This is a genomic window from Rhodobacteraceae bacterium S2214, assembly GCA_025141675.1.
In the GTDB taxonomy this organism is placed as follows: Bacteria; Pseudomonadota; Alphaproteobacteria; order Rhodobacterales; family Rhodobacteraceae; genus Yoonia.
Genome location: CP081161.1, coordinates 3,250,627 through 3,272,427, shown reverse-complemented (window position 1 = coordinate 3,272,427; position 21,801 = coordinate 3,250,627). Strand labels below are relative to the sequence as shown.

The 21,801-nt window shown below is 55.9% G+C and carries 22 protein-coding genes and 1 pseudogene; 19 read left to right on the top strand and 4 right to left on the bottom strand.

Features of this window, described 5'->3' with window-relative positions:
• The first annotated feature begins 12 nt into the window (after nucleotides 1-12).
• From coxB to K3729_16130, 10 genes and pseudogenes are all read left to right on the top strand, one after another.
• Nucleotides 13-843: a cytochrome c oxidase subunit II gene (gene coxB / locus K3729_16175; protein ID UWQ98929.1), complete on the top strand. Its 831-nt coding sequence runs from the start codon at nucleotides 13-15 to the stop codon at nucleotides 841-843.
• Between the two features lie 67 nt (nucleotides 844-910).
• Nucleotides 911-1,855, top strand: a complete 945-nt coding sequence (gene cyoE / locus K3729_16170) for a heme o synthase (GenBank protein ID UWQ98928.1) — start codon at nucleotides 911-913, stop codon at nucleotides 1,853-1,855.
• The gene (locus K3729_16165; GenBank protein ID UWQ98927.1) at nucleotides 1,855-2,055 is read left to right on the top strand and encodes a hypothetical protein; all 201 of its coding nucleotides are present in this window, start codon (nucleotides 1,855-1,857) and stop codon (nucleotides 2,053-2,055) included. The genes cyoE and K3729_16165 overlap by 1 nt, the downstream gene beginning before the upstream one ends.
• Entirely contained in the window at nucleotides 2,055-2,651 is a 597-nt protein-coding gene (locus K3729_16160; GenBank protein UWQ98926.1) for a cytochrome c oxidase assembly protein, read from the top strand. Before K3729_16165 ends, K3729_16160 begins: the two co-directional genes overlap by 1 nt.
• A 24-nt stretch (nucleotides 2,652-2,675) precedes the next feature.
• Entirely contained in the window at nucleotides 2,676-3,479 is an 804-nt protein-coding gene (locus K3729_16155; GenBank protein UWQ98925.1) for a cytochrome c oxidase subunit 3, read from the top strand.
• Between the two features lie 91 nt (nucleotides 3,480-3,570).
• On the top strand, nucleotides 3,571-4,266 hold the full coding sequence (locus K3729_16150; protein ID UWQ98924.1) for an SURF1 family protein: 696 nt from the start codon (nucleotides 3,571-3,573) through the stop codon (nucleotides 4,264-4,266).
• Nucleotide 4,267: 1 nt separating this feature from the next.
• Entirely contained in the window at nucleotides 4,268-5,653 is a 1,386-nt protein-coding gene (gene thrC, locus K3729_16145) for a threonine synthase (protein ID UWQ98923.1), read from the top strand.
• Nucleotides 5,650-6,918: an insulinase family protein gene (locus K3729_16140; GenBank protein UWQ98922.1), complete on the top strand. Its 1,269-nt coding sequence runs from the start codon at nucleotides 5,650-5,652 to the stop codon at nucleotides 6,916-6,918. The genes thrC and K3729_16140 overlap by 4 nt, the downstream gene beginning before the upstream one ends.
• Nucleotides 6,918-7,504: pseudogene (locus K3729_16135) on the top strand (GNAT family N-acetyltransferase). Before K3729_16140 ends, K3729_16135 begins: the two are co-directional and overlap by 1 nt.
• 90 nt (nucleotides 7,505-7,594) lie before the next feature.
• The gene (locus K3729_16130) at nucleotides 7,595-8,440 is read left to right on the top strand and encodes an alpha/beta hydrolase (GenBank protein UWQ98921.1); all 846 of its coding nucleotides are present in this window, start codon (nucleotides 7,595-7,597) and stop codon (nucleotides 8,438-8,440) included.
• Between the two features lie 75 nt (nucleotides 8,441-8,515).
• On the opposite strand, the gene K3729_16125 is transcribed toward K3729_16130, so the two are convergent.
• The 4 genes from K3729_16125 to K3729_16110 all read right to left on the bottom strand — a co-directional run bounded on the left by K3729_16125 (nucleotide 8,516) and on the right by K3729_16110 (nucleotide 12,779).
• Entirely contained in the window at nucleotides 8,516-9,535 is a 1,020-nt protein-coding gene (locus tag K3729_16125; protein UWQ98920.1) for an ester cyclase, read from the bottom strand.
• Between the two features lie 3 nt (nucleotides 9,536-9,538).
• Nucleotides 9,539-10,417, bottom strand: coding sequence for a carbohydrate ABC transporter permease (locus tag K3729_16120; protein UWQ98919.1), 879 nt, complete (start codon nucleotides 10,415-10,417; stop codon nucleotides 9,539-9,541).
• A 10-nt stretch (nucleotides 10,418-10,427) separates the two neighbouring features.
• Nucleotides 10,428-11,450, bottom strand: coding sequence for a sugar ABC transporter permease (locus K3729_16115; GenBank protein UWQ98918.1), 1,023 nt, complete (start codon nucleotides 11,448-11,450; stop codon nucleotides 10,428-10,430).
• Nucleotides 11,451-11,528: 78 nt separating this feature from the next.
• On the bottom strand, nucleotides 11,529-12,779 hold the full coding sequence (locus K3729_16110; GenBank protein ID UWQ98917.1) for an extracellular solute-binding protein: 1,251 nt from the start codon (nucleotides 12,777-12,779) through the stop codon (nucleotides 11,529-11,531).
• A 268-nt stretch (nucleotides 12,780-13,047) separates the two neighbouring features.
• On the opposite strand from K3729_16110, the gene ugpC reads away from it, so the two are divergent.
• The 9 genes from ugpC to K3729_16065 are packed head-to-tail and all read left to right on the top strand — an operon-like array spanning nucleotide 13,048 to nucleotide 21,801.
• Nucleotides 13,048-14,097 carry a sn-glycerol-3-phosphate ABC transporter ATP-binding protein UgpC gene (gene ugpC / locus K3729_16105; GenBank protein ID UWQ98916.1) on the top strand — a complete coding sequence of 350 codons (1,050 nt, stop codon included), beginning with the start codon at nucleotides 13,048-13,050 and terminating at the stop codon, nucleotides 14,095-14,097.
• Entirely contained in the window at nucleotides 14,094-15,407 is a 1,314-nt protein-coding gene (gene hisD, locus K3729_16100; protein UWQ98915.1) for a histidinol dehydrogenase, read from the top strand. The genes ugpC and hisD overlap by 4 nt, the downstream gene beginning before the upstream one ends.
• Nucleotides 15,408-15,463: 56 nt before the next feature.
• Nucleotides 15,464-16,228 (top strand): SDR family oxidoreductase, encoded by a 765-nt coding sequence (locus K3729_16095; GenBank protein UWQ98914.1) that lies wholly within the window; start codon nucleotides 15,464-15,466, stop codon nucleotides 16,226-16,228.
• Nucleotides 16,228-17,247, top strand: coding sequence for a LacI family DNA-binding transcriptional regulator (locus tag K3729_16090; protein UWQ98913.1), 1,020 nt, complete (start codon nucleotides 16,228-16,230; stop codon nucleotides 17,245-17,247). The genes K3729_16095 and K3729_16090 overlap by 1 nt, the downstream gene beginning before the upstream one ends.
• A complete protein-coding gene (locus K3729_16085; GenBank protein UWR01097.1) occupies nucleotides 17,247-18,230 on the top strand; it encodes an ester cyclase in 984 nt (327 codons plus the stop codon). The genes K3729_16090 and K3729_16085 overlap by 1 nt, the downstream gene beginning before the upstream one ends.
• Nucleotides 18,231-18,280: 50 nt before the next feature.
• Nucleotides 18,281-19,246, top strand: a complete 966-nt coding sequence (locus K3729_16080) for an AraC family ligand binding domain-containing protein (GenBank protein ID UWQ98912.1) — start codon at nucleotides 18,281-18,283, stop codon at nucleotides 19,244-19,246.
• A 49-nt stretch (nucleotides 19,247-19,295) separates the two neighbouring features.
• Nucleotides 19,296-20,420: a cobalamin-independent methionine synthase II family protein gene (locus tag K3729_16075; GenBank protein UWQ98911.1), complete on the top strand. Its 1,125-nt coding sequence runs from the start codon at nucleotides 19,296-19,298 to the stop codon at nucleotides 20,418-20,420.
• Entirely contained in the window at nucleotides 20,417-21,109 is a 693-nt protein-coding gene (locus tag K3729_16070) for an alpha/beta hydrolase (protein ID UWQ98910.1), read from the top strand. The genes K3729_16075 and K3729_16070 overlap by 4 nt, the downstream gene beginning before the upstream one ends.
• Complete coding sequence (locus K3729_16065; GenBank protein UWQ98909.1) at nucleotides 21,106-21,801, top strand: RraA family protein; 696 nt, start codon at nucleotides 21,106-21,108, stop codon at nucleotides 21,799-21,801. The genes K3729_16070 and K3729_16065 overlap by 4 nt, the downstream gene beginning before the upstream one ends.

The following is a 21,801-nucleotide window of genomic DNA, read 5'->3' as shown; positions in this document are numbered from 1 at the left end:
ACAGGACATGACATGCGACTGAAGACTATCGCGACTTCACTTTGGGCCTCAGCAGGACTGATTCTTGCGGGTGCTGCGGCTTCTGCACAAGAGGTCACTCAAGAACTGGACATCATCGGCCAGCCAACACCGGGTGCGACTGGTTTCCAGCCAGCAGCAACCGAATTGGCCCGCGATCTGCAGTGGTTGGACGGCATGCTGTTGGTGATCATCACGATCATCACATTGTTTGTGACCGGCCTGCTGGCGTGGGTCGTCATCCGGTTTAACCGCAAATCGAACCCGACACCGTCCACATTCACACACAACTCTCCTTTGGAAGTTGCGTGGACAATCATTCCAGTTGTCATTCTGGTCTTCATCGGTGCGTTCTCTTTGCCTGTTCTGTTCAAGCAGCAGGAAATTCCTGCAGCGGACATCAACATCAAGGTGACAGGCTACCAGTGGTACTGGGGCTACGAATACACTGACGAAGCCGTTTACTTCGATAGCTACATGCTGGCCGAGGACGAGCTTGAAGAATATGGTTACACCGCTGATCAAAACCTTCTCGCGACAGACACAGCCGTTGTTGTACCAGTGGGCGCGACTGTTGTGATGCAGGTGACTGGTGCTGACGTGATCCATTCTTGGACCATCCCAGCATTCGGCGTGAAACAAGACGCGGTTCCAGGTCGTTTGGCCCAACTGTGGTTCGCTGCTGAACAAGAAGGCATCTACTTCGGTCAGTGTTCCGAACTGTGCGGCAAAGACCACGCGTACATGCCGATCACTGTCAAAGTTGTGAGCCAAGAAACTTACGACGAATGGTTGGTTGCTGCGAAAGAACAGAACCCAGCCTAAATCAAAAACGGGTGCGCGCCCGTCGCGCACCTTTCCCGCCACATCGCAATTTTGAATGGACATCCGCATGAGCGACATGAGCCTGAACGAAGCGACCTACACCACATCCAGCCAAGAGCCGTCGATGGGTGATTACTATGCCTTGATGAAACCGCGTGTCATGTCGCTGGTTGTTTTCACGGCATTGGTCGGTTTGCTGGTGTCGCCCGTGCCGGTGCATCCGTTCATCGGATTTGTCGGTGTGTTGTGCATCGCGGTGGGGGCGGGTGCCTCTGGTGCGCTGAACATGTGGTGGGACGCAGATATCGACGCGGTGATGAAGCGGACAGCGAAACGCCCGATTCCCGCAGGTAAAGTCGCACCGGGCGAAGCGCTGGGCATCGGCGTCGCGCTTTCCTTCTTCTCCGTCATCTTGTTGCTGCTTGCGACCAACGCGCTCGCGGCAGGCCTCTTGGCCTTCACAATCCTCTTTTACGCTGTCGTTTATTCAATGTGGTTGAAACGGTCGACGCCCCAGAACATCGTGATTGGCGGGGCTGCAGGTGCATTTCCTCCAATGATCGGCTGGGCGGTTGCGACTGGTTCCGTGACCATCGAATCCGTGCTGATGTTCATGCTGATCTTCATGTGGACGCCACCGCATTTCTGGGCTTTGGCCTTGTTTGTAAAGACAGATTACGGCGACGCCGGTGTGCCGATGCTGACCGAAACGCACGGTCGCGACAGCACCCGCAAACATGTGATTGCCTACACCGCTTTGCTGGTGCCCGTGGCGATTGGCCTTGGTTTCACATCCATAGGTGGTCCGGTCTACTTGACCGTTGCCGTGATCATGAACGCGTGGTTTTTCAAAGGCGCCTACGACATCTGGAAACGCGATGATGCGGCGGCTGACGCTGACAACTACGCAGTTGAAAAGTCGGTCTTCAAGGTGTCGCTGTACTACCTTTTCGCCCACTTCGTCGCCTTGCTGATCGAAGCGGCACTGCGTTTGAACGTTGGTGGCGTGTAATGGCGATCAAAGTTGAACATGAAATCCACGAACGCCGCAAAGGCCGGAACATGGGCGTTGGCCTGTTGCTCGTCGGCATGATTGCGATCGTTTTTGGCCTGACCGTGGTGAAAGTACTGCAGTTGGGCGACGCAAAACAATTCGAGAAATTTGATCACGTGGCACGGCCACAGATCATCCCAGCAGAGGAGAGTAATTAGTGTTATTTTCTAAGCTGAAAGGTCCTCAACGCACGGCGGCTCAAGCAGGCGGTGTTGTGATCCTGATGGGATCACTCGCTTGGGCGTCTGTACCTTTCTACGATTGGTTCTGCCGTGTGACCGGTTTTGGCGGCGCAACGAATGTTGTCGAAGCCAACCAAAGCGACGTTCTGGATCAAACGATTACAGTCCGTTTCGATGCGTCACTGGAAAAAGACATGCCGTGGGAATTCAAACCTGCGCAACGTGAAATGGAAATTCGGATCGGTGAAACAGGTCTGGCCTTCTACGAAGCGCATAACCCGTTTGACGTGCCAATCGCGGGGCAGGCGGCCTACAACGTGACGCCTTACGAAGCGGGCGGATTTTTCGATAAGATCGAATGTTTCTGCTTCACCGAACAGGTCCTGCAACCGGGCGAAACCGTGATGATGCCGGTCAGCTTCTTTGTCGATCCGGCCATCGTTGATGACCGTGAAGGCAAATATGTGCACACGATCACGCTTTCTTACACTTTCTACCAGATTGATCTGCCTGAGACTTTTGAACAGGCAGCTTTGACAACACCGGCGCAAGACGCCATAGAATTGAACTAGCAAGAACCCCAAGGGACGACAGCCATGGCGCATGAAAAGAATCACGATTACCACATTCTAAACCCCTCTATCTGGCCACTGATGGCCTCTGCGGGTGCGTTTATCATGCTGTTCGGCAGCGTGCTTTGGATGCACGGCTCTGGCCCTTACGCCTTCCTGATCGGTCTGGCGATGGTGCTTTACGTGATGTTCGGTTGGTGGTCTGAAATGGTCTCCGAAGGCGAAAATGGTGTTGACCATACGCCTGTTGTGGCCATTGGCCTGCGCTACGGCGTGATCATGTTCATCATGTCCGAAGTCATGTTCTTTGCAGCGTGGTTCTGGTCTTTCTTCAAACACGCGATGTACCCGATGGGTCCGATGTCGCCAGCCGTTGACGGTGTTTGGCCGCCAGTTGGCATCGAAACATTCGACCCTTGGCATCTGCCGTTGATCAACACGATGATCCTGCTATGTTCCGGTATGGCCGCGACGTGGGCACACCACGCTTTGGTCCATGAAAACAACCGTGAAGACATGAAGTGGGGCTTGATCCTCGCCGTTGTACTTGGTGCGATCTTCACCGTGTTCCAGATCTACGAATATTCCCACGCGGCATTCGGTTTCTCTGGCAACATCTACGGCGCGAACTTCTTCATGGCGACAGGTTTCCACGGCTTCCACGTTCTGATCGGTACGATTTTCCTGCTGGTTTGTTTGGTCCGCCTGCAAAAGGGTCACTTTACCCCTGAACGGCACCTCGGGTTCGAAGCAGCGGCTTGGTACTGGCACTTTGTTGATGTTGTGTGGTTGTTCCTCTTCGCAGCCGTTTACGTCTGGGGCGGCTAACCGCCACATCGGGGTTCACCCCGACCACGATCAAAGATAAGACAAACGCGCGGGGTCACACCTCGCGCGTTTTGCTTTGAAAGGCTGACAATTGCGTAAGATTTTCTTTCCAATCCTACTGGGTATCGCGGGGTGCGCGATCTTGCTAAGCCTTGGTGTCTGGCAGGTGCAGCGCCTACAGTGGAAGACGGGAATCCTGACAGAGATTGACGCCACGATTGCATCCGATCCGATTGCAATTCCCGCGTCACCCGATCCCGCAACAGATCAGTTTCGACCTGTCTCGACACAAGGCCGCCTGAAAGGCACGCCGCTTTATGTTCTTGTCACCATCGAAGGACTTGGACCTGGCTATCGCTACGTTGACGCGCTGGAAACCGAAGACGGGCGCACTGTGATGGTCGACCTTGGATGGGTGCCGCTTGCGCAACTTGGTAACCCGTTCACCAAATTCCATATGATCGACGTCACTGGCAATCTGCATTGGCCCGACGACAAAGATGACTGGACGCCGGACCCTGATCCTAAAGGCATTTGGTTCACCCGCGACGTGCCATCCATTGCCGCAGGCCTGAATACTGAACAAACCCTTGTCGTCGCCCGCGACGTGCAGTTGCTCGATCTCGTCACGCCGCTGCAAAGCTATCCGTTCCAGCCCCTTCCGCTTGACTCTGGGGTGATCAAGAACGACCACCTGAACTACGCGATCACATGGTTCATGCTGGCCCTCGTCTGGGTCATCATGACAGGCTATCTGATCTTCCGCATCCGCCAAGAGGACCGCTAGAATGCGTTATATTTCCACACGGGGCACAGCGCCCGTGCTGACATTTGAACAAGCCATGTTGACCGGCCTCGCCCGCGATGGGGGGCTGTATCTGCCCGAAACCATCCCGACGCTGACGGCAGACCAAATTGCAGACATGGCGGGGCAATCTTACGAAGACATCGCCTATACCGTCATGCGCCCGTTCATCGGCGACACCTTCAGCGACGACCAATTCCGCGAACTGATCAAAAACGCCTACGCGGGCTTTGGCCATGACGCGCGCGCACCATTGGTCCAACTCGCCCCGAACCACTTCCTGCTGGAACTGTTCCACGGTCCAACGCTCGCGTTCAAAGACTTCGCGATGCAGTTGATCGGTCAGATGTTCCAAGCCGCACTTTCCCGTTCCGGCGACCGCGTCACAATCGTAGGGGCGACGTCCGGCGACACAGGATCAGCGGCAATCGAAGCGTTCCGCGGTCTCGACAATGTCGACGTCTTCATCCTGTTCCCGCATGGGCGCGTGTCCGAAGTGCAGCGTCGGCAGATGACAACACCGTCGGAATCCAACGTTCACGCGATTGCCGTCGATGGCGATTTCGACGATTGCCAAGCCGCCGTGAAAGACATGTTCAACGATTTCGCCTTCCGCGAAGACGTGAAGCTGGCTGGCGTCAATTCCATCAACTGGGGCCGTGTTCTGGCGCAGGTCGTCTACTATTTCTCCTCCGCCGTATCCCTTGGCGCACCGCACCGTGACATCAGCTTTACCGTGCCGACAGGCAATTTCGGCGACATCTTTGCCGGTTACATCGCACAACAAATGGGCCTTCCGATCAAAGACTTGGTCGTGGCGACAAACCGGAACGATATCCTGCACCGCACGCTGGAAACCGGTAGCTACACCAAAGAAGGCGTTGAGCCGACGATCAGCCCGTCGATGGATATCCAAGTGTCGTCGAACTTTGAACGCGCATTGTTCTACGCATACGACCAAGACGGCGCAGCCGTTGCGGGACAGATGGAAGACCTGAAATCCGGTGGTTTCCAGATCAGTCAAGGTGCCTATCAGATGTTGAAAGACACCTTCAAATCGGGCCGCGCATCCGAAGAAGAAACCTCTGCTACGATCAAAACATACCTTGCGCAGCACGGCGAATTGTTGTGCCCGCACACGGCTGTCGGTACCCACGTGGCCGAAGACCATCTTGGCACCACACCAATGATCACGCTGGCCACCGCACATCCCGCGAAATTCCCCGATGCGGTGAAAGCTGCCTCTGGCGTGATGGCCCCCCTTCCGCCGCGCATGGCAGACCTATATGACCGCCCAGAACGCGTGACACGTTGCGCAAACGACCTTTCCGCACTGCAAGCGGTCATCAAAGAACGGATCACATCTTGAGCATTGAACTGCACACACTTTCCAATGGTTTTCGGATCGTCACGGAAAGCATGCCGGGCCTGAAATCCAGCTCTATCGGGATTTGGGTGCAAGCCGGTGGGCGGCATGAACGGATCGAACAGAACGGCATCGCGCATTTTCTGGAACATATGGCGTTCAAGGGAACCAAAACCCGCAGTGCCTTGCAAATTGCCGAAGCCATTGAAGACGTTGGCGGCTACATCAACGCCTACACGTCGCGCGAAATGACTGCTTATTACGCGCGTGTTCTCGAAGACGACGTGGCGCTTGGGCTGGATGTGATTGCGGATATTCTGCTGAACCCAGTTTTCGACCCATCTGAAATTGAAGTCGAACGCGGTGTGATCCTGCAAGAAATCGGCCAAGCCTACGACACGCCCGACGACATCGTTTTCGATTGGCTGCAAGAGGTGGCATATCCCGATCAGGCATTAGGGCGCACGATCCTTGGGCCGTCTGAACGGGTCTCTAGCTTCTCGCGCGAGGATTTGAATACTTTTGTCGGGGAACATTACGGGCCGAACCAGATGATCCTCGCGGCGGCCGGTGCCGTTGATCACGACGCGATTGTGAAACAGGCCGAGCAACTGTTCGGTCACTTATCACCGATCCAGCGTCCCACGAATCTGATTCAACCGGCCGCCTTCGGTGGCGGTGAACGGCGTGAAATCAAAGATCTGGAACAGGTCCACTTCGCCTTGGCGCTTGAAGGACCAAACTACCGCGATCCCGCGATCTACACGGCACAAATCTATTCGTCCGTGATGGGTGGCGGTATGTCATCGCGCCTGTTCCAAGAAGTGCGCGAAAAGCAGGGCCTGTGCTACACGGTCTTCGCGCAGGCAGGCGCCTACGAAGATACGGGCCTGACGACGATTTATGCGGGTACAAGTGCCGAACAAATCGAACAGCTTGCCAATATCACGATGGACGAAATGAAACGCGCAGCGGACGATATGACCGCGGAAGAGGTCGCGCGCGCACGCGCACAGATGAAAGCAGGGCTGTTGATGGGGCTCGAAAGTCCGTCAAACCGCGCCGAACGTCTCGCGCGGCTCATGTCGATCTGGGACCGTATCCCGACCTTGGAAGAAACCATCGGCTTTATCGACGGCGTGACAACTGGTGATGTGAAAGCATTCGCAGGTGATCTGGCCACGAACCCGGGTGCGGCCATGGCGCTATATGGACCCGCCGAAGCAGCTCCAACGCTCGAGGCACTCAAAGCACGGCTTGCCGCGTAATGCTGGGCGTCAAACGGAAAGTCCGGCTTGAAACCGAACGTTTGACACTTCGCCCACCGACCCATGCCGACTTTCGGCCATGGGCGACATTGCGCGCGGAAAGCCGCGATTTCCTGACGCCGTGGGAACCCACGTGGGCGCCTGAACATCTGACACGCAAATCCTTCACAAACCGCGTCTATTGGGCGCAAAGATCAATCTCGTCTGGGACAGCGGTCCCGATGTTTATCACACGGCGTGAAGATCAGATGCTATTGGGGGCGATTACGCTGGATCATATCCGGCGTGGGCCCGCGCAAGCAGGGACCACAGGATACTGGATCGGAGAACGCTTTGCGCGGCAAGGCTATATGCGCGAAGCGATTGAAGCGATGGTGCACTATGCCCTTCGTGTCACTCGATCTAAGCCGGATCGAAGCAGGGTGCCTGCCCGAAAAATACGCCGTCGCGCGCATTATTGGAGCAATGCGGATACAAATACGAAGGCGTGGCGCAATCTTATCTTCAATTAACGGCCGCTGGCGGTAACCATGTTTTGTACGCGAACCTGCGATTTGATCGGCGCGGGAAGACCGACGCCGGTTAGGGGTGGTTGACCAATTGCTGAACAAGAGTAGCGTGGCGACATGAAAAAGATCCTGATCATGATGGTGTTGGTCTGCGGACCGCATGCGGGGTGCCTTTAGCGCGCAAAAGCGCGATTGATCCGCTTTTGTACGACGCCCACGATATCGCCCGTTCAGACAAAATCGCGATCTTTATTCCGGGGGCGCTTGCGTCGATCGACATTTTCGAAGCGACCGAAAGCTGGGATGACGCAGGTTATGCGCGTGCCATGTACCGTTTTCCGGGGTTGGACGGGATGCCGAACGATCACTTGATCCATCCCGCGACCGTCGCAGAACGGATCGCTGCATTTGCCAATAGCTATCCGGACAAGGACGTCGCGCTGATCGGGTATTCGACAGGCGGACCAATCGCCTTGTTAACCGCGCCCCAGATTACCGGCGACCGTGATGTGCGCGTTGCCGCGATGTCGACGGCCGTGGAACATGGCGGCGGGTTGGGCACCGTTTTTCGCGGCGTGGAAGACATCGTCAAAGCGATGATCGCGACTGGGTCGCTGCGGCGACAAACTGTGTGGAAACGGTTCTGGGCGGGGCTGTTATACGGGCCGGATGCCCTAGACGATCCGTCATTCGAAGACCGCTTGTCCCGCGATATTGCGGCAGGTGAAAAGATCATCGTCAAGCTCGATCCGGCAGTGGCGTTGGCGCATACCTTGGGCTTGCCGGGATTTCAGGTGCCCGACGATTTGGATTTGAACGGGATCCCCGTCGCGTTCTTTGTTGGCTTGAACGACCGAGTCTTTTCAACGCGCCAGACCTACGATTTTTCCAAGAAAATCGGTGACGTCGCGATTTATGGCTATCCCGAACAGGGGCATCTATTGTTCTTTACGCGACCGGATGTTTTTGACGACATGCGTGCCTTTGTCGAAGATCGACCTGTCTTGCGATAGCTACGATTTTTCGTGAAGAATCGATTTGGGGGCCAGCCCCCAATCCCCCGAGATATTTATGACCAAAAGAAGCAGTTACACCGTCTGCAGGCGATCAAGGACGTTCAGCCCCTGCATATGAAGAAAATGCAGAATGTCGATGAAGATCCAGTTCTCGGCCAATTTGTCTCCGTCGCGCCGATAGATATCGACAACCCGCATCTCCGCCCGTGTTTTGCCGTCACCGGGCAGGCCCATATATCCGCCAAGCGGCACTACGGACAGGTTCGACCATCCAAAGAACCCGCCATAATTGCCCTCGGCCAGCCGCGCGATGTGCCCGTGGAATTCGCGTTCCCCAAGTTGTGTCCGGAAAGGCCGTTGGTGCTGTGCGATGTAGCGGTCGATTGTGTATGTGGCACCGATTCCTTCGGGGCCCCACCATAGCATATCGTCGTGCCAGCATTGGGCTAGCTCTTCCTGCGGGGTCGCGTCGCGCGGTGCCGCATTTTCTGTGCTATTCGAATTGGCTTGGATGTCGCCGATCATCCGGTTGATCAGGTCGAGCGTGTCCTTGCCAGCCTGTTCTGGCGCATCAGCATATTGTAAACCATCGTGGGTCATTGGTCCGGGTTGGATCAGGTGCATGCCCGTTTGCGGCGGTAGTGGGTAAACGCCAGCCTGCTGCATCAGGTGCAACAGGTCGATAAACAGCGCGGTTTCGACGATTTTGCCGTTCTCGACGCGGTTGAATTCAGCATAGCGCAGCATGACGATTTTACAGGTCGGTGCAATCCCGAGAAACGGCGCATCAAAAAGCCCCATCAGGTGCCCCATCGACGTGACCCAAGTCGACGTGTACCCATCAATCATGTTCAGGCCTGCGAAGAAGATGTCTTCGCGCCGTTGAACCTTTGTCATCGCGGACAAGAACGGTTCATAGAAGTTCGCGGCGACCGCTGCGGTCCCGTGATGTTCATAAAACGGATGCATCCCGCGCCAGTGCCAGTCGCGCGTCGTGTTTTCGGCCAGTCGATCAGCAACAGTTTCGGGCGTTGCGGATGCAAGCGCTGCATAATGGTCGCGGACGATTTGCTTTGCCTCTTGGAACGACATGGGTCAGCCTTTCACCGCGCCTGCGGTCAAACCGGACACGATCTGACGTTGGAAGAACATGATCATCACAAACAGCGGTGCGGTGATCGACACAACGGCCGCGACCGCGAACATGACATTGCCTTTTGTTTGGGTGGTCCCAAGGAAGGACGCCAGTTTCGGCACCATCGTCTGGTTCTCTTTTGACAGCAACATAGAGGTCACGGCAAAGTCGTTATAGGCCAGCAAAAAGCTGAACAGACCCGTTGTGATAACCCCCGGCCACATGACGGGGATGATGACATGGCGGAACGCCTGGAACCGTGTACAGCCGTCCACCATGGCGGATTCGTCCAAATCCTTTGGGATGTTCTTAAAGAACGCATGCAGCATCCACAGCGTGAATGGCTGGTTGATCGCGACCAATACGATGATGGTTGTCGATAGCCGCCCCCACAAGTTCCATTCGAAAAACGGCAGCAGGTAGCCGGACACGAGCGTGATCGGCGGCATCGCCCGAAAGATCAGCGCGAACAACAGGAACCAGAATGCGTAGCGATAGGTGGATCGCGACAAGGCATACCCGCCCAATGTTCCGCAGGTCAGCGAAATCGTGACCGTAAAGAAGCAGACGATCAGGCTGTTAAAGGCAGCACGCCAGAATTCTTCTTGCACCCATGCCCCGTGATAGCCGTCGCCGGTGAATGGCCCGCCAGTTTCGACCCGCGTCAGTTCGCCGGTTAGGGATTGGGCCCAGTCCGCTTTGGAAAAGAAATCACCTTCGACCTTGAATGATCCCCACAGGGTCCACAAAAACGGAAAGGCGGCCATGATCAGCCAGATGATCAGAAACCCCATCGCGATCAATTGGACGGGCAGGGGACGGCGGGTTGCAGTGGACATGGTCGTCTCCTTAGTCTTTGCCAAAGTCGCGATAAGTACGCACCAGCACCGGCGACAGCAGGATCGCAACGCCAATAATTGTCAGCACAGACGTGGCCGCGGCGGACGATAGCAATCGCGTTTCGCCCCCCAAGTCACTGAAAATCGCGATGGAAAGTGATCGGGCGTGGGCCTGTGCGCTGAACGAAATGATCGGCTCGAACACCCTGAAATTGTCCATCAACTGGATCAACGCAATGAACGTTGTCAGCGGGAACAGATGCGGGATCACGACGTAGCGGATGCGTTCCCAACGGCTGGCCCCGTCGATCATCGCGGCTTCGATCGTGTCTTGGTTCACCGTTTGCAGGCCCGCGTAATAGACGACAAAGGCGAACGGCGCTGAATGCCACACCCCGTAAAACATCAGCATGATCCACATCAGCGTCGTGTTTGCCTTGACCGATAGGGTCGGATCACCTGACAGCCATTGTAACCCGCTACCCAGAATTCCGCGCGCGTCGACCATCCAAAAAATCGCCAATGACCCGACCAGCGGGGTCACGATAAATGGCAACAACGAGAAAAAGATGGTCGGGCCTTTCAGGGCGGTGGCGACCGAATTGATGGCGACCGCGATGGCAAAGCCCAAGATCAACGTCAGCGGGGTCACAATGGCGGTGTAGGTCAGGGTGAAGGCCAGCGCGTCGTAGAACGGCAGGTTCATCAAGGCGTTCGCGAAATCAGGCAATCCGTCGGATTCGATCCACGCGGTCTTTACGTCTTCGACGGCAAGGTGGTTGCGGTCCTTGTAAACGTCCAGCCCTGCCCATTTGCCCAATGGCTCAGCGTCGCGCAGCGCTTGGGTGGCGTCTTGGTCAACGGATTGGGCTACGGTGCAGCCAAATGGGCCGCAGTTTTCGACCTCGATAATCACCTGTTCGTGGGCCGTGTAAAGTGACTGGGTCACAACGGACACGACGGATGATGCGATAAACAAGAGCATCAAGATGGCCGATGGCAAAACAAACCAGAAGAAAGACGAATGTTTCATGGCAAGGGCCCCCGGCCATCTAAATGATCTTGGAAATGAGGTGTGCGAGGGGCCGCAAAGCCCCCCGCGAGAATTGTCTTACTGCAAGAAACCCTGCTCGGTCGCAGCGGCTGTGTAGGCCGCTTCGATGTCCGCAAGCGTCTGTTCTGCAGATTCGTCGCCTTGCAAGAAATCAGCGATGTTGTCGCCAAGCGCTGTGTGCAGCAGACCTTGGAACGGCACCATCGGGTACGGTGTTGAACCAGCTGCAACGGACGCCAAAACGCCTTCGTTCACAGGCTGGGATTCAAATCCGTCCATCAACCATACGGCTTGGGACATGGTTTCGTCGTTCAGCAAAGCAGGTGATGTGGCGTGTGCCAATGCTTGGAACGTGGCCGCCGCATCCGCGTCGCTGATGTTCTTTGCAACAGTCCAGCCGTCCCACCACAGTGTCGTCGCAGGCGTGCCGCTGTCGCCAACAGTCAATGGACCGCCAACAGCGGTGTTGCTATACACAACTTCTTCCGCGCCTTCGTCGTCCATCAGAACGCCTGTCCGGCTGCCCCACATGTTCATCAACGCCACGTTGCCCGCTTCCCATTCCGCGGATGTCGCGTTGGAATCGTGCGTCAGGTAGTCTGGGTTCATGTACGCGGTCAGCGCCTTCATCATTTCCAACGCTTCAACACCTTGGGCGTTGTTGATGGATACGTTCGCGGTGCCAGGTTCAAAGAATTGACCGCCGGTCCCGATATACATGTTGGTGAATTCCTGCGCCAGGTTCCAACCTGCCGCATATGCGCCCCCAACAGGGTTTTCCATGATGCCTTCGGCGCGAATTTTCTCGGCAGCTTCCAGCACGCCTTCGTAAGATGTGGGCGCGTCCATGCCGATTTGCTCAAGCACGTCCTTGCGATAAACAAGGTGCTGGGCGTTCGCCATAAATGCGACGGCCATGATCTTGCCGTCCACTGTGATCAACTGATGGGCAGGGATGTCTGCACCATATTCAGCGACCAAGCCATCAAGCGGCTGAATGACATCTTCGTTGATCAGCGCCACGATGGACGAATTCGCTACAATCGCAGACGTGTATTCTGCCGGATTGCCAGACATGCCAGCGACGTTCAGCGTCTGGTGGTCTGCGGTCAGGTTGGACGCGGTTTCATCAGCGCCAGCGGCACATTCAAGCGCGGCGGCGGATACTGATTGGATGGCCGGGAATTCATTCCCGATGATGCTCAGGCGTCCGGCATCAATGGCGCAGGCATGGCCGTCGGCCAGTGCAGATGTACCAGCGACGGCGGCAATCGCGGTCCCTAGCAGTGCTGTCTTTAACATTTTCATTCCAAGAAACTCCCGGTTGGATCTGTGGTGGCCGGGTTGGTCCGGCGCATTTTAAAAGCGGCCGTGCGACCACAAAGTCATATGTCATCGGCCGTGATCGAATCGCGACCGCATTGCATACGTTTGCAAGTTAACCCCCTCAATGTGCGGTTTGGCAAGACATTTCGTTTCGCCGCGCTGCAGAATTGCGTCAATGAAAAAAGGGTCTTGCCACGCATCCAGATTCGCGCCAAGATTTTGCAAACGTATGCAATCGCGAGGGGCGATCATGGCAGAAATCCAACTTCGAAAGGTGTCCAAGCGCTGGGGCGACTTTGTCGGCGTAAAGGAATTTGACCTGACGATCGCCGATCAAGAGTTTATGGTGCTGCTTGGACCATCGGGTTGCGGCAAGACCACAACCATGCGGATGATCGCAGGATTAGAGGATGCGTCGGGCGGCGATATCCTTGTGGATGGCAAGCGGATCAATGACCTCGAACCCAAAGATCGCGACGTGGCGATGGTGTTCCAATCCTATGCGCTCTACCCGAATATGAACGTCTACGAAAACATCCGCTTTCCGTTGAAGGTACGCGGGATTCCACAAAACGAACATGACGACCGGGTCAAACGCGCGTCGGCCATGGTTGAACTTGATGAATTCCTGCATCGCAAACCTGCGGAACTGTCCGGTGGTCAACGACAGCGCGTGGCCCTTGCCCGTGCCGTTGTGCGCGAACCAAACGTGTTTTTGATGGACGAACCTCTGTCCAATCTCGATGCCAAATTGCGGGTGTCGACGCGGGCGCAGATCAAAAACCTCAGCCACGAACTCAAAACAACCACGATCTACGTGACGCACGACCAGATCGAAGCGATGACGCTCGCCGACCGCGTTGTCGTGATGAACAAAGGCGTGGTGCAGCAGGTCGGAACGCCGACCGATATCTACGATCAGCCCGCAAACACCTTCGTCGCAGGCTTCATCGGATCACCCGCGATGAACCTGATCAACGGCGTTATGGAAGGCGGGACATTTACGGCGGATAAGGTCGTAATTACGGGCCTGCCGACGCTGCATTCGGGGCCGGTCACGCTGGGTTTCCGTGCAGAGGATGCGACTGTCGCTGGCGGCGAAGCACAAGCAAATTCAACGGTTTATTCGCTCGAGTTGTTGGGCGAGGCCACAATGGTCACGATGCGGGCTGGCGGCACGATCTTGTCTGTGAAGTCGGGTAAGGACTACCGCACAAAGATCGGCGAAGCCGTGCATGCCAACATACCCGCCGAAATCTGTCACTTGTTCGACGCGACAACAGGAGACCGCTTGTCATGACTATTCGTTATCTAAAAACGGGCAAGCCGGAAACCGAACGCCAAGAAGATGATGCAAAGGTGCGGGGCATTGTCGAAACCACGCTCAAGGATATCGAGACGCGTGGTGACGCTGCCATTCGTGACCTGTCGGCCAAGTTTGACAATTACACGCCCCCTTCGTTCCGTTTGACCCCATCTGAAATCGAAGCCGCGATGTCCAAAGTCAGCGCGCGCGATATGGAAGACATCAAATACGCACAGACCCAGATCCGTACCTTCGCCGAAGCGCAACGGGCATCCATGACCGATATCGAAGTGGAAACCCAACCGGGCGTCATCTTGGGGCACAAAAATATTCCCGTGCAATCAGTGGGTTGCTACGTGCCGGGTGGCAAATTCCCAATGGTCGCGTCTGCCCATATGTCGGTTCTGACAGCGTCCGTCGCGGGGGTTCCGCGGATCGTGGCGTCTGCACCGCCGCACAATGGCGCACCCCATCCGGCGATTGTCGCGGCCATGCACATGGGCGGGGCGCACGAAATCTACGTCCTTGGTGGGATGCAGGCCGTGGGCAGCATGGCGATTGGCACCGAAACCATTGATCCGGTGCATATGATTGTCGGGCCTGGAAATGCCTTCGTCGCAGAAGCAAAACGGCAGCTTTTCGGCCGCGTCGGGATCGACCTTTTCGCCGGACCAACTGAAACGATGGTCATCGCCGATGAAACCGCCGCAGACGCTGAACTTTGCGCGACTGACCTGCTAGGGCAGGCGGAGCATGGGTATAATTCACCTGCTGTTCTCCTCACAAATTCTGAAAAACTGGCCAAGGACACATTGGCTGAAATCGACCATATCCTCGAAATCTTACCAACACGTGAAACGGCAAAAACATCGTGGGACGACTATGGCGAGGTGATCGTATGTGACACCTACGACGAAATGCTCGCCGTCGCGGATGACATCGCGTCTGAGCATGTTCAGGTGATGACGGACCGCGACGATTGGTTCCTCGATAACATGACCTGCTACGGTGCTTTGTTCCTCGGGCCGCGTACAAACGTATCCAACGGCGACAAAGTGATCGGGACAAACCACACGCTCCCCACTAAAAAAGCGGGGCGGTACACCGGCGGGCTTTGGGTTGGTAAGTTCTTGAAAACACACAGCTACCAGCGGATAACGACGGATGAAGCCGCAGCACGAATTGGTGCCTACGGATCGCGGCTCTGCATGTTGGAAGGATTTGTGGGTCACGCGGAACAATGTAATGTTCGCGTCCGTCGGTACGGCGGTAAAAACGTGCCGTACGGAACCGCAGCCGAATAATTCCGCTTTGGGCAGGCCTTCATTGGTTTCGCCAAAAGCGACACAAGGATCACGACATGCAACTGCCGCAGACCCCATCTTTCAACCTTTCTGGAAAGCGCGCCCTTGTCGCTGGCGCGTCGTCCGGCATTGGATTGGCCTGCGCGGTGGCGCTGGGACAGGCAGGCGCGGATGTGACATTGACCGCCCGTTCAACCGATAAACTCGAAAACGTGGTTACGGCGATGCAGGCGGCAGGGCTCAGCGCGCAATCCTTCAAGATGGACGTTTCCGATATTCCCGCGACCCAGGCGCAAGTCGCAGAGCACGGCCCCTTTGATATTCTGGTCAATTCGGCCGGGCTTGCGCGGCACGGGCCAGCGCTCGACACGACTGAAGAAGATTTTGATGCCGTCAGTTCGCTTAACCTCAAGGGCGCGTATTTCTTAACGCAGGCCGTCGCAAAAGGCCTTATCGCGGCGGACAAACCGGGGTCGTTGATCAACGTGACATCGCAGATGGCGCATGTCGGTGGGATAGATCGGGCAGTGTACTGCGGCACAAAACACGGCGTCGAAGGCTTCACCAAAGCAATGGCAATTGAATGGGGCCCCAAGGGAATTCGTGTGAACACCGTCTGTCCAACGTTTATCCGCACGGCCTTGACCGAAGCCACGTTTCAGGACCCAGAGAGGGTTAAGTGGCTGGAAGAAAAGATCAAATTAGGGCGCGTAGGTGAGGTGACAGATATCATGGGTCCCGTTGTTTACTTGGCGTCCGACGCGTCCGCGTTGATGACAGGTACGCATCTGTTGATTGATGGCGGGTGGACAGCCGACTGATGCAACATGATCGGATCACATCCCTACAGGTCGCAGAACGGGCTGGCGTTTCACAATCAGCGGTCAGCCGCGTGTTCACCCCCGGTGCATCGGCGAGCGCGAAAACAGTCGCAAAGGTTAAGAAAGCAGCCGTCGAATTGGGGTACAGACCCAACATGATGGCGCGCGCGATGATTACCGGCAAAAGCCGCATCATCGGTCTGGTTGTCGCGTATCTTGATAACCAGTTTTACCCGCTGGCGTTGGAACATCTGTCGAATGCGTTGCAGGAGCAAGGCTATCATGTCCTTGTCTTCACAGCTTCGAACACCAGGCGTGAAATTGATGAAGTGATCCAAGAACTGCTTGATTATCAAGTGGATGGGATCATCACCGCGTCTGTCGGCATGTCGTCCGACTTAACAGATCGTTGCAAAGCGGCGGGCATTCCAGTGGTCATGTTCAACCGCAGCCAAGATGGCGCCGACGTTGGCTCTGTCACATCGGACAATGTGGCAGCGGGGCGCAAAGTTGCAGATTTCCTCGTCGAGGCTGGCCATAAAAACATCGCGCACATTTCCGGTTGGGCGGGGTCATCGACCGGTCGCGATAGACAACAGGGCTTGATCGAAGGATTGCAGCGCCACAATCTAGAACCGACGGCGATCATCGACGGAAAATACGACCGTGAGATTGCGGCGCAAGCAGCGCGCGACCTGATGAACAGCCCGACACCGCCCGATGCCATTTTTGTCGGAAACGATCATATGGCCTTTGCCGTGCTTGATACGTGTCGATTTGAACTCAACCTCGACGTGCCCAGCGATGTGGCGATCATCGGTTTCGATGATGTCCCTCTCGCCGCTTGGCCAGCCTATAATTTGACGACGGTCCGCCAACCTTTGGTCCGTATGATCAACGCAACGGTTGAAATGATCATCGGGCAAATCGGCGAAGGTGAAATCGCGCCAAGCCGCATCGTCTTTGACGGCCCACTTATTCAGCGCGGCACAACGCGCCCACCAAAAGGAACGATATGATGAAGGGTTTTCAGGCCAAGTGGAAAGATTTTCCTGACTATATCATTGGTGTGACAAAAGAAATTTGGGAAGATCGCGGGGTGGAAACGCTCAATCGGTACTACGCGCCCGACATTCCTGTACGGACGCCCATGGGCGTATCAGTGGGCAACCAAGCGACGATTGCAGCGACAATGGCGACGATCAATGAATTCCCTGACCGCGAATTGTTCGGTGAAGATGTGATCTGGTCAGGCGATGAAGACGCCGGATTTCTGTCCTCGCACAGGCTTTTGACAAAGGCGACGCACACAAGAGACGGCCAATTCGGCAAAGCCACAAATAAATCATGGGTTGTGCGCGTGATCGCGGATTGCGCTGCAAAAGACGACACGATCTATGATGAATGGCTGGTGCGCGATTACGGTGGTTTGGTCCGTCAATTGGGGTTCGATCCCAAAACCTTTGCGGCAGGCTTGATCGACAAAGAAGGTGGCGCAGCCCTTGCGAAACCCGTCTTTTCGCCTGCGAACGACATCGCCGGTGACTATAAAGGCACGGGAAATGACAACGCATGGGGGCAGCGCTACGCCGACATCCTGACACGGCTCATGGATAAGGATTTCAACACGATTACAAGGGATTACGACAGGGCCGTGATCGGTGAATATGCCGGGGCTGTGACGTCTATCGGCCGCGAAGGGTGCGACGCGTTTTGGGTTGGCCTGCGGTCGTCTTTCCCGAATGCGACGTTCAAAATCCACCATCAGATCGGCATGGACGCCGACATGCTTTCACCGCGGGCAGCCGTCCGTTGGTCGCTTGATGGCATTCACGACGGATGGGGGACGTTTGGCGAACCGACCGGCGCGCCAGTTCATATCATGGGCATGTGCCACGCAGAGTTTGGCCCATTTGGAACAGATGGCGTGGGGCTGCGCCGCGAATTTGCGCTTTATGACGAAGTCGCAATTTGGAAGCAAATTTTGATGGGGGCCGTGTAAGTGACTACTTTTAAACGGTTTCATTCATTAAATAGTCGCGAGGAAACATCATGACGCCTGCTGAAATGGAAGCGCGCATCGTGCGCTATGGCGATCTGCGCCCGTGCAAGACCGCCTTCATCGACGCCCACACGCCGGGGTCTGATCAGAAGGAAAACTTCACGATCATCGGCGGCGGTGTGTCCGAATCTGCTGACCAACATGTGCATATCGCCGACACTCCGGGTTTCAATATCGGTGCGGCTGGCCAGCCGCCGAAGTGCCGCAATTCCTTGCACAGCCATACAACGGCCGAGGTGTTTTTTGCGCTGAAAGGCCGTTGGCGGTTCTTCTGGGGCCGTTGGGGAACAGCCGGCGAAGTCGTGCTGGAAGAGGGCGACATCATCAACATTCCGACCGGTATTTTCCGAGGTTTCGAAAACATCGGGACTGACTATGGGATGATTATGGCGATCCTTGGTGGCGACGACGCTGGCGGCGGTGTCACATGGGCGCCGCAAGTGATTGAGGATGCAGCAGAACATGGGCTTGTCTTGGGCGAAAACGGGCAACTATACGATACCAAGAAAGGCGCGTCTTTGCCCGAGGGCGTGAACCCGATGCCCGTTTTGACCGAAGCAGAGCTCGCCAATTTCCCCGAACCTTCGACCTTGGATGTCGTGCCGCGGCATGTCGCGCGATACTGGGATTTGATGGCGTTTGCCGACAAACAACCTGCCAAAGTCATCGGCGTTGATGGCATATTGCCGGACAAACCTGGTTTCGAGGTAGAGCTTTTGTCGCGCAATTCGATTTCGGATGAACTGCAAACACACCATCATCACACGGTCCTGATGCCGATGCGTGGGCATTGGCGTTTGGATTTTGCGGGCGGCACGACCAGCCTAAATCCAGGCGACACCGCCGCCATTCCACCCAACACGCCACATGCCTTGTATCCGGCAATGACAGGCGAGGCGTCCTTGTACCGTGTGTTTTCGAACGACGATCCAGCCGGTTCGACATGGCTTGGGTAGGACCTATTTTACAGTTATAATGCAACAATAACAAATATTTGGATAACAAATGCCTCGTATTCTTACGACACACGTTGGCAGTCTACCGCGTACCCAGAACGTGGTAGACTTCATTTTCGCGCGCGAAAATAACGAACCCTTCGACCAAACAGCGTTCGATCTGGCGATGTCCGAAGCGGTTGACGCGACGGTCGCGCGGCAGGTCGCGGCAGGCGTCGACATCGTCAGCGACGGTGAGACGTCAAAGATCAGCTATGCGACCTACGTGAAAGACCGCTACGCAGGATTTGACGGCGACAGCCCGCGCAATGCGCCAGGCGATCTTAAGTTATTTCCGGGATTTCTAAAACGGCTCGCCGACGATGGCGGGACCCCGAAATATGCGCGCCCGATGTGCGTCGGGGAGGTGAAATCAAAAGGGCAAGGCGAACTCCAAAAAGATATCGCAAACTTGAAAGCTGCGATGGTGAAACATAACGTCGATCGCGGCTTCATGAACGCCGCATCCCCCGGTGTTATCTCTCTTTTCTTGCAAAATGATTACTACAAGTCTCGCGAAGCTTATTTGGCGGCGCTCGCCGATGCGATGAAGGCGGAATATGAAACCATCGTGGCGTCGGGCCTTGACCTGCAGCTTGATTGCCCTGACCTCGCGCTTGCTAAGCACATGCTTTTCAACGACCTTTCCGATGCGCAGTTTACGAAAATTGCGGCCGGCCATGTCGAAGCGCTGAATCATGCCCTGCAGGATATTCCGTCCGACAAGGTCCGCATTCACATCTGTTGGGGCAATTACGAAGGCCCCCATGTTTGCGATATTCCGATGGATACGATGTTTGACACGTTGATGTCGGCGAAGGCGGATTACGTTTTGTTCGAAACGTCCAACCCGCGGCATGGTCACGAATGGACGACGTTCCGCGACCGTCAGGCAGACATCCCCGACAGCAAAATTCTTGTTCCGGGTGTGGTTGATACAACGACCAATTTTGTGGAACACCCCAAACTAGTCGCGCAACGCCTTGACCGTTTCCAACAAATCGTAGGGTCTGATCGCGTCATTGCCGGATCAGATTGTGGATTTGGAACATTCGCAGGGTTTGGTTCAATTGATCCGGACATCGCCTATGCAAAACTGAAAGCAATGTCGGATGGGGCGGCATTGGTCGGATGACGCCGCTTGTGCTGCTGCCGGGAATGATGTGCGATGCGCGGCTGTTTGCGCCACAAATCGCGACGTTCTCGGCGCAGCGCGCGGTTCACGTGGCCCCTCTTACAACAGATGGCATCGCGGCCTGCGCAACTCATATTTTACAAGGGGCTCCGCCTGTGTTCGCGCTAGCTGGCCTATCCATGGGCGGCATCGTCGCGATGGAAATTCTGCGGCAGGCGCCGTCTCGGGTAGACCGGATCGCCTTGCTTGATACCAACCCGTTGGCGGAGGTGGACGCAATTCGCGCCCGACGCAGGCGTCAGATCGAAAAAGTACAAGACGGGCATCTTTTGGACGTGATTCGTGACGAGATGAAACCGCACTATCTGGCCAACGGTCCGCATCGCGCAAAAATCCTTGACCTCTGTATGGACATGGCAGCTTCCCTCGGGCCCGCGACATTCATTAACCAATCTAAGGCCCTTGCCAGCCGTCCTGATCAAACCGAAACGCTAAGGTCCGCGTCAGTCCCTGCTTTGGTGCTGTGTGGACGGGATGATGCATTATGCCCGGTCCACAGGCATGAACTTATGCACGACTTACTCTCAAGTAGCGTCCTGCAAGTCATTGAAAACGCAGGACATTTGCCGACTTTGGAACAACCCCAAAAAACGACGGCGGCCTTAAACCGCTGGTTGGAGGATACATGAACGACGACCTGCTCACCTTGCTGCGATCAGTTGACACGCCCACCGTTTGTAACGCCATCGAAGTGGCACAGGGGCAGCGCGGCTTTAACGCATTCACACGCGGAACGATGATCAGTTCTGCGCCCGACGATCCTGCGATTGTGGGCTACGCCATCACCGCAAAAATCCAAGCGCTGAAGCCACCAACCGAAGCACCGGACGTCATTCGGGCCCGTCGTATGGCGTACTACAAAGCAATGGCGGAAGGCGGCAAGCCAAGTGTTGCTGTCGTTGAAGATACTGATTTCCCACATGCAATCGGCGCGTTCTGGGGCGAAGTGAACACGACGATCCACAAGGGATTTGGGCTATCAGGCACGCTGACTAACGGTGTGATGCGGGATCTGGGGGACATGGCGGACGATTATCCCGTCATCGCAGGGTCCATCGGGCCTAGCCACGGATTTGTGCACGTCACTGAACTTGGCACGCCCGTCACCATCTTCGGACTGACCGTGCAACAGGGGGATATGATCCACGCGGACCGTCACGGTGCCGTTGTGATCCCGCCAGAAGTGGTTGATCAATTGGCCGATGCCATTCAAAAGATGCAGGACACAGAACACCTCGTCCTTGGGCCCGCAAGAGAGCCCGGGTTCGATTTTGAAAAGTTTGAAGCCGCATGGGCGGCTTTCGAAAGGGCCCGCACCTGA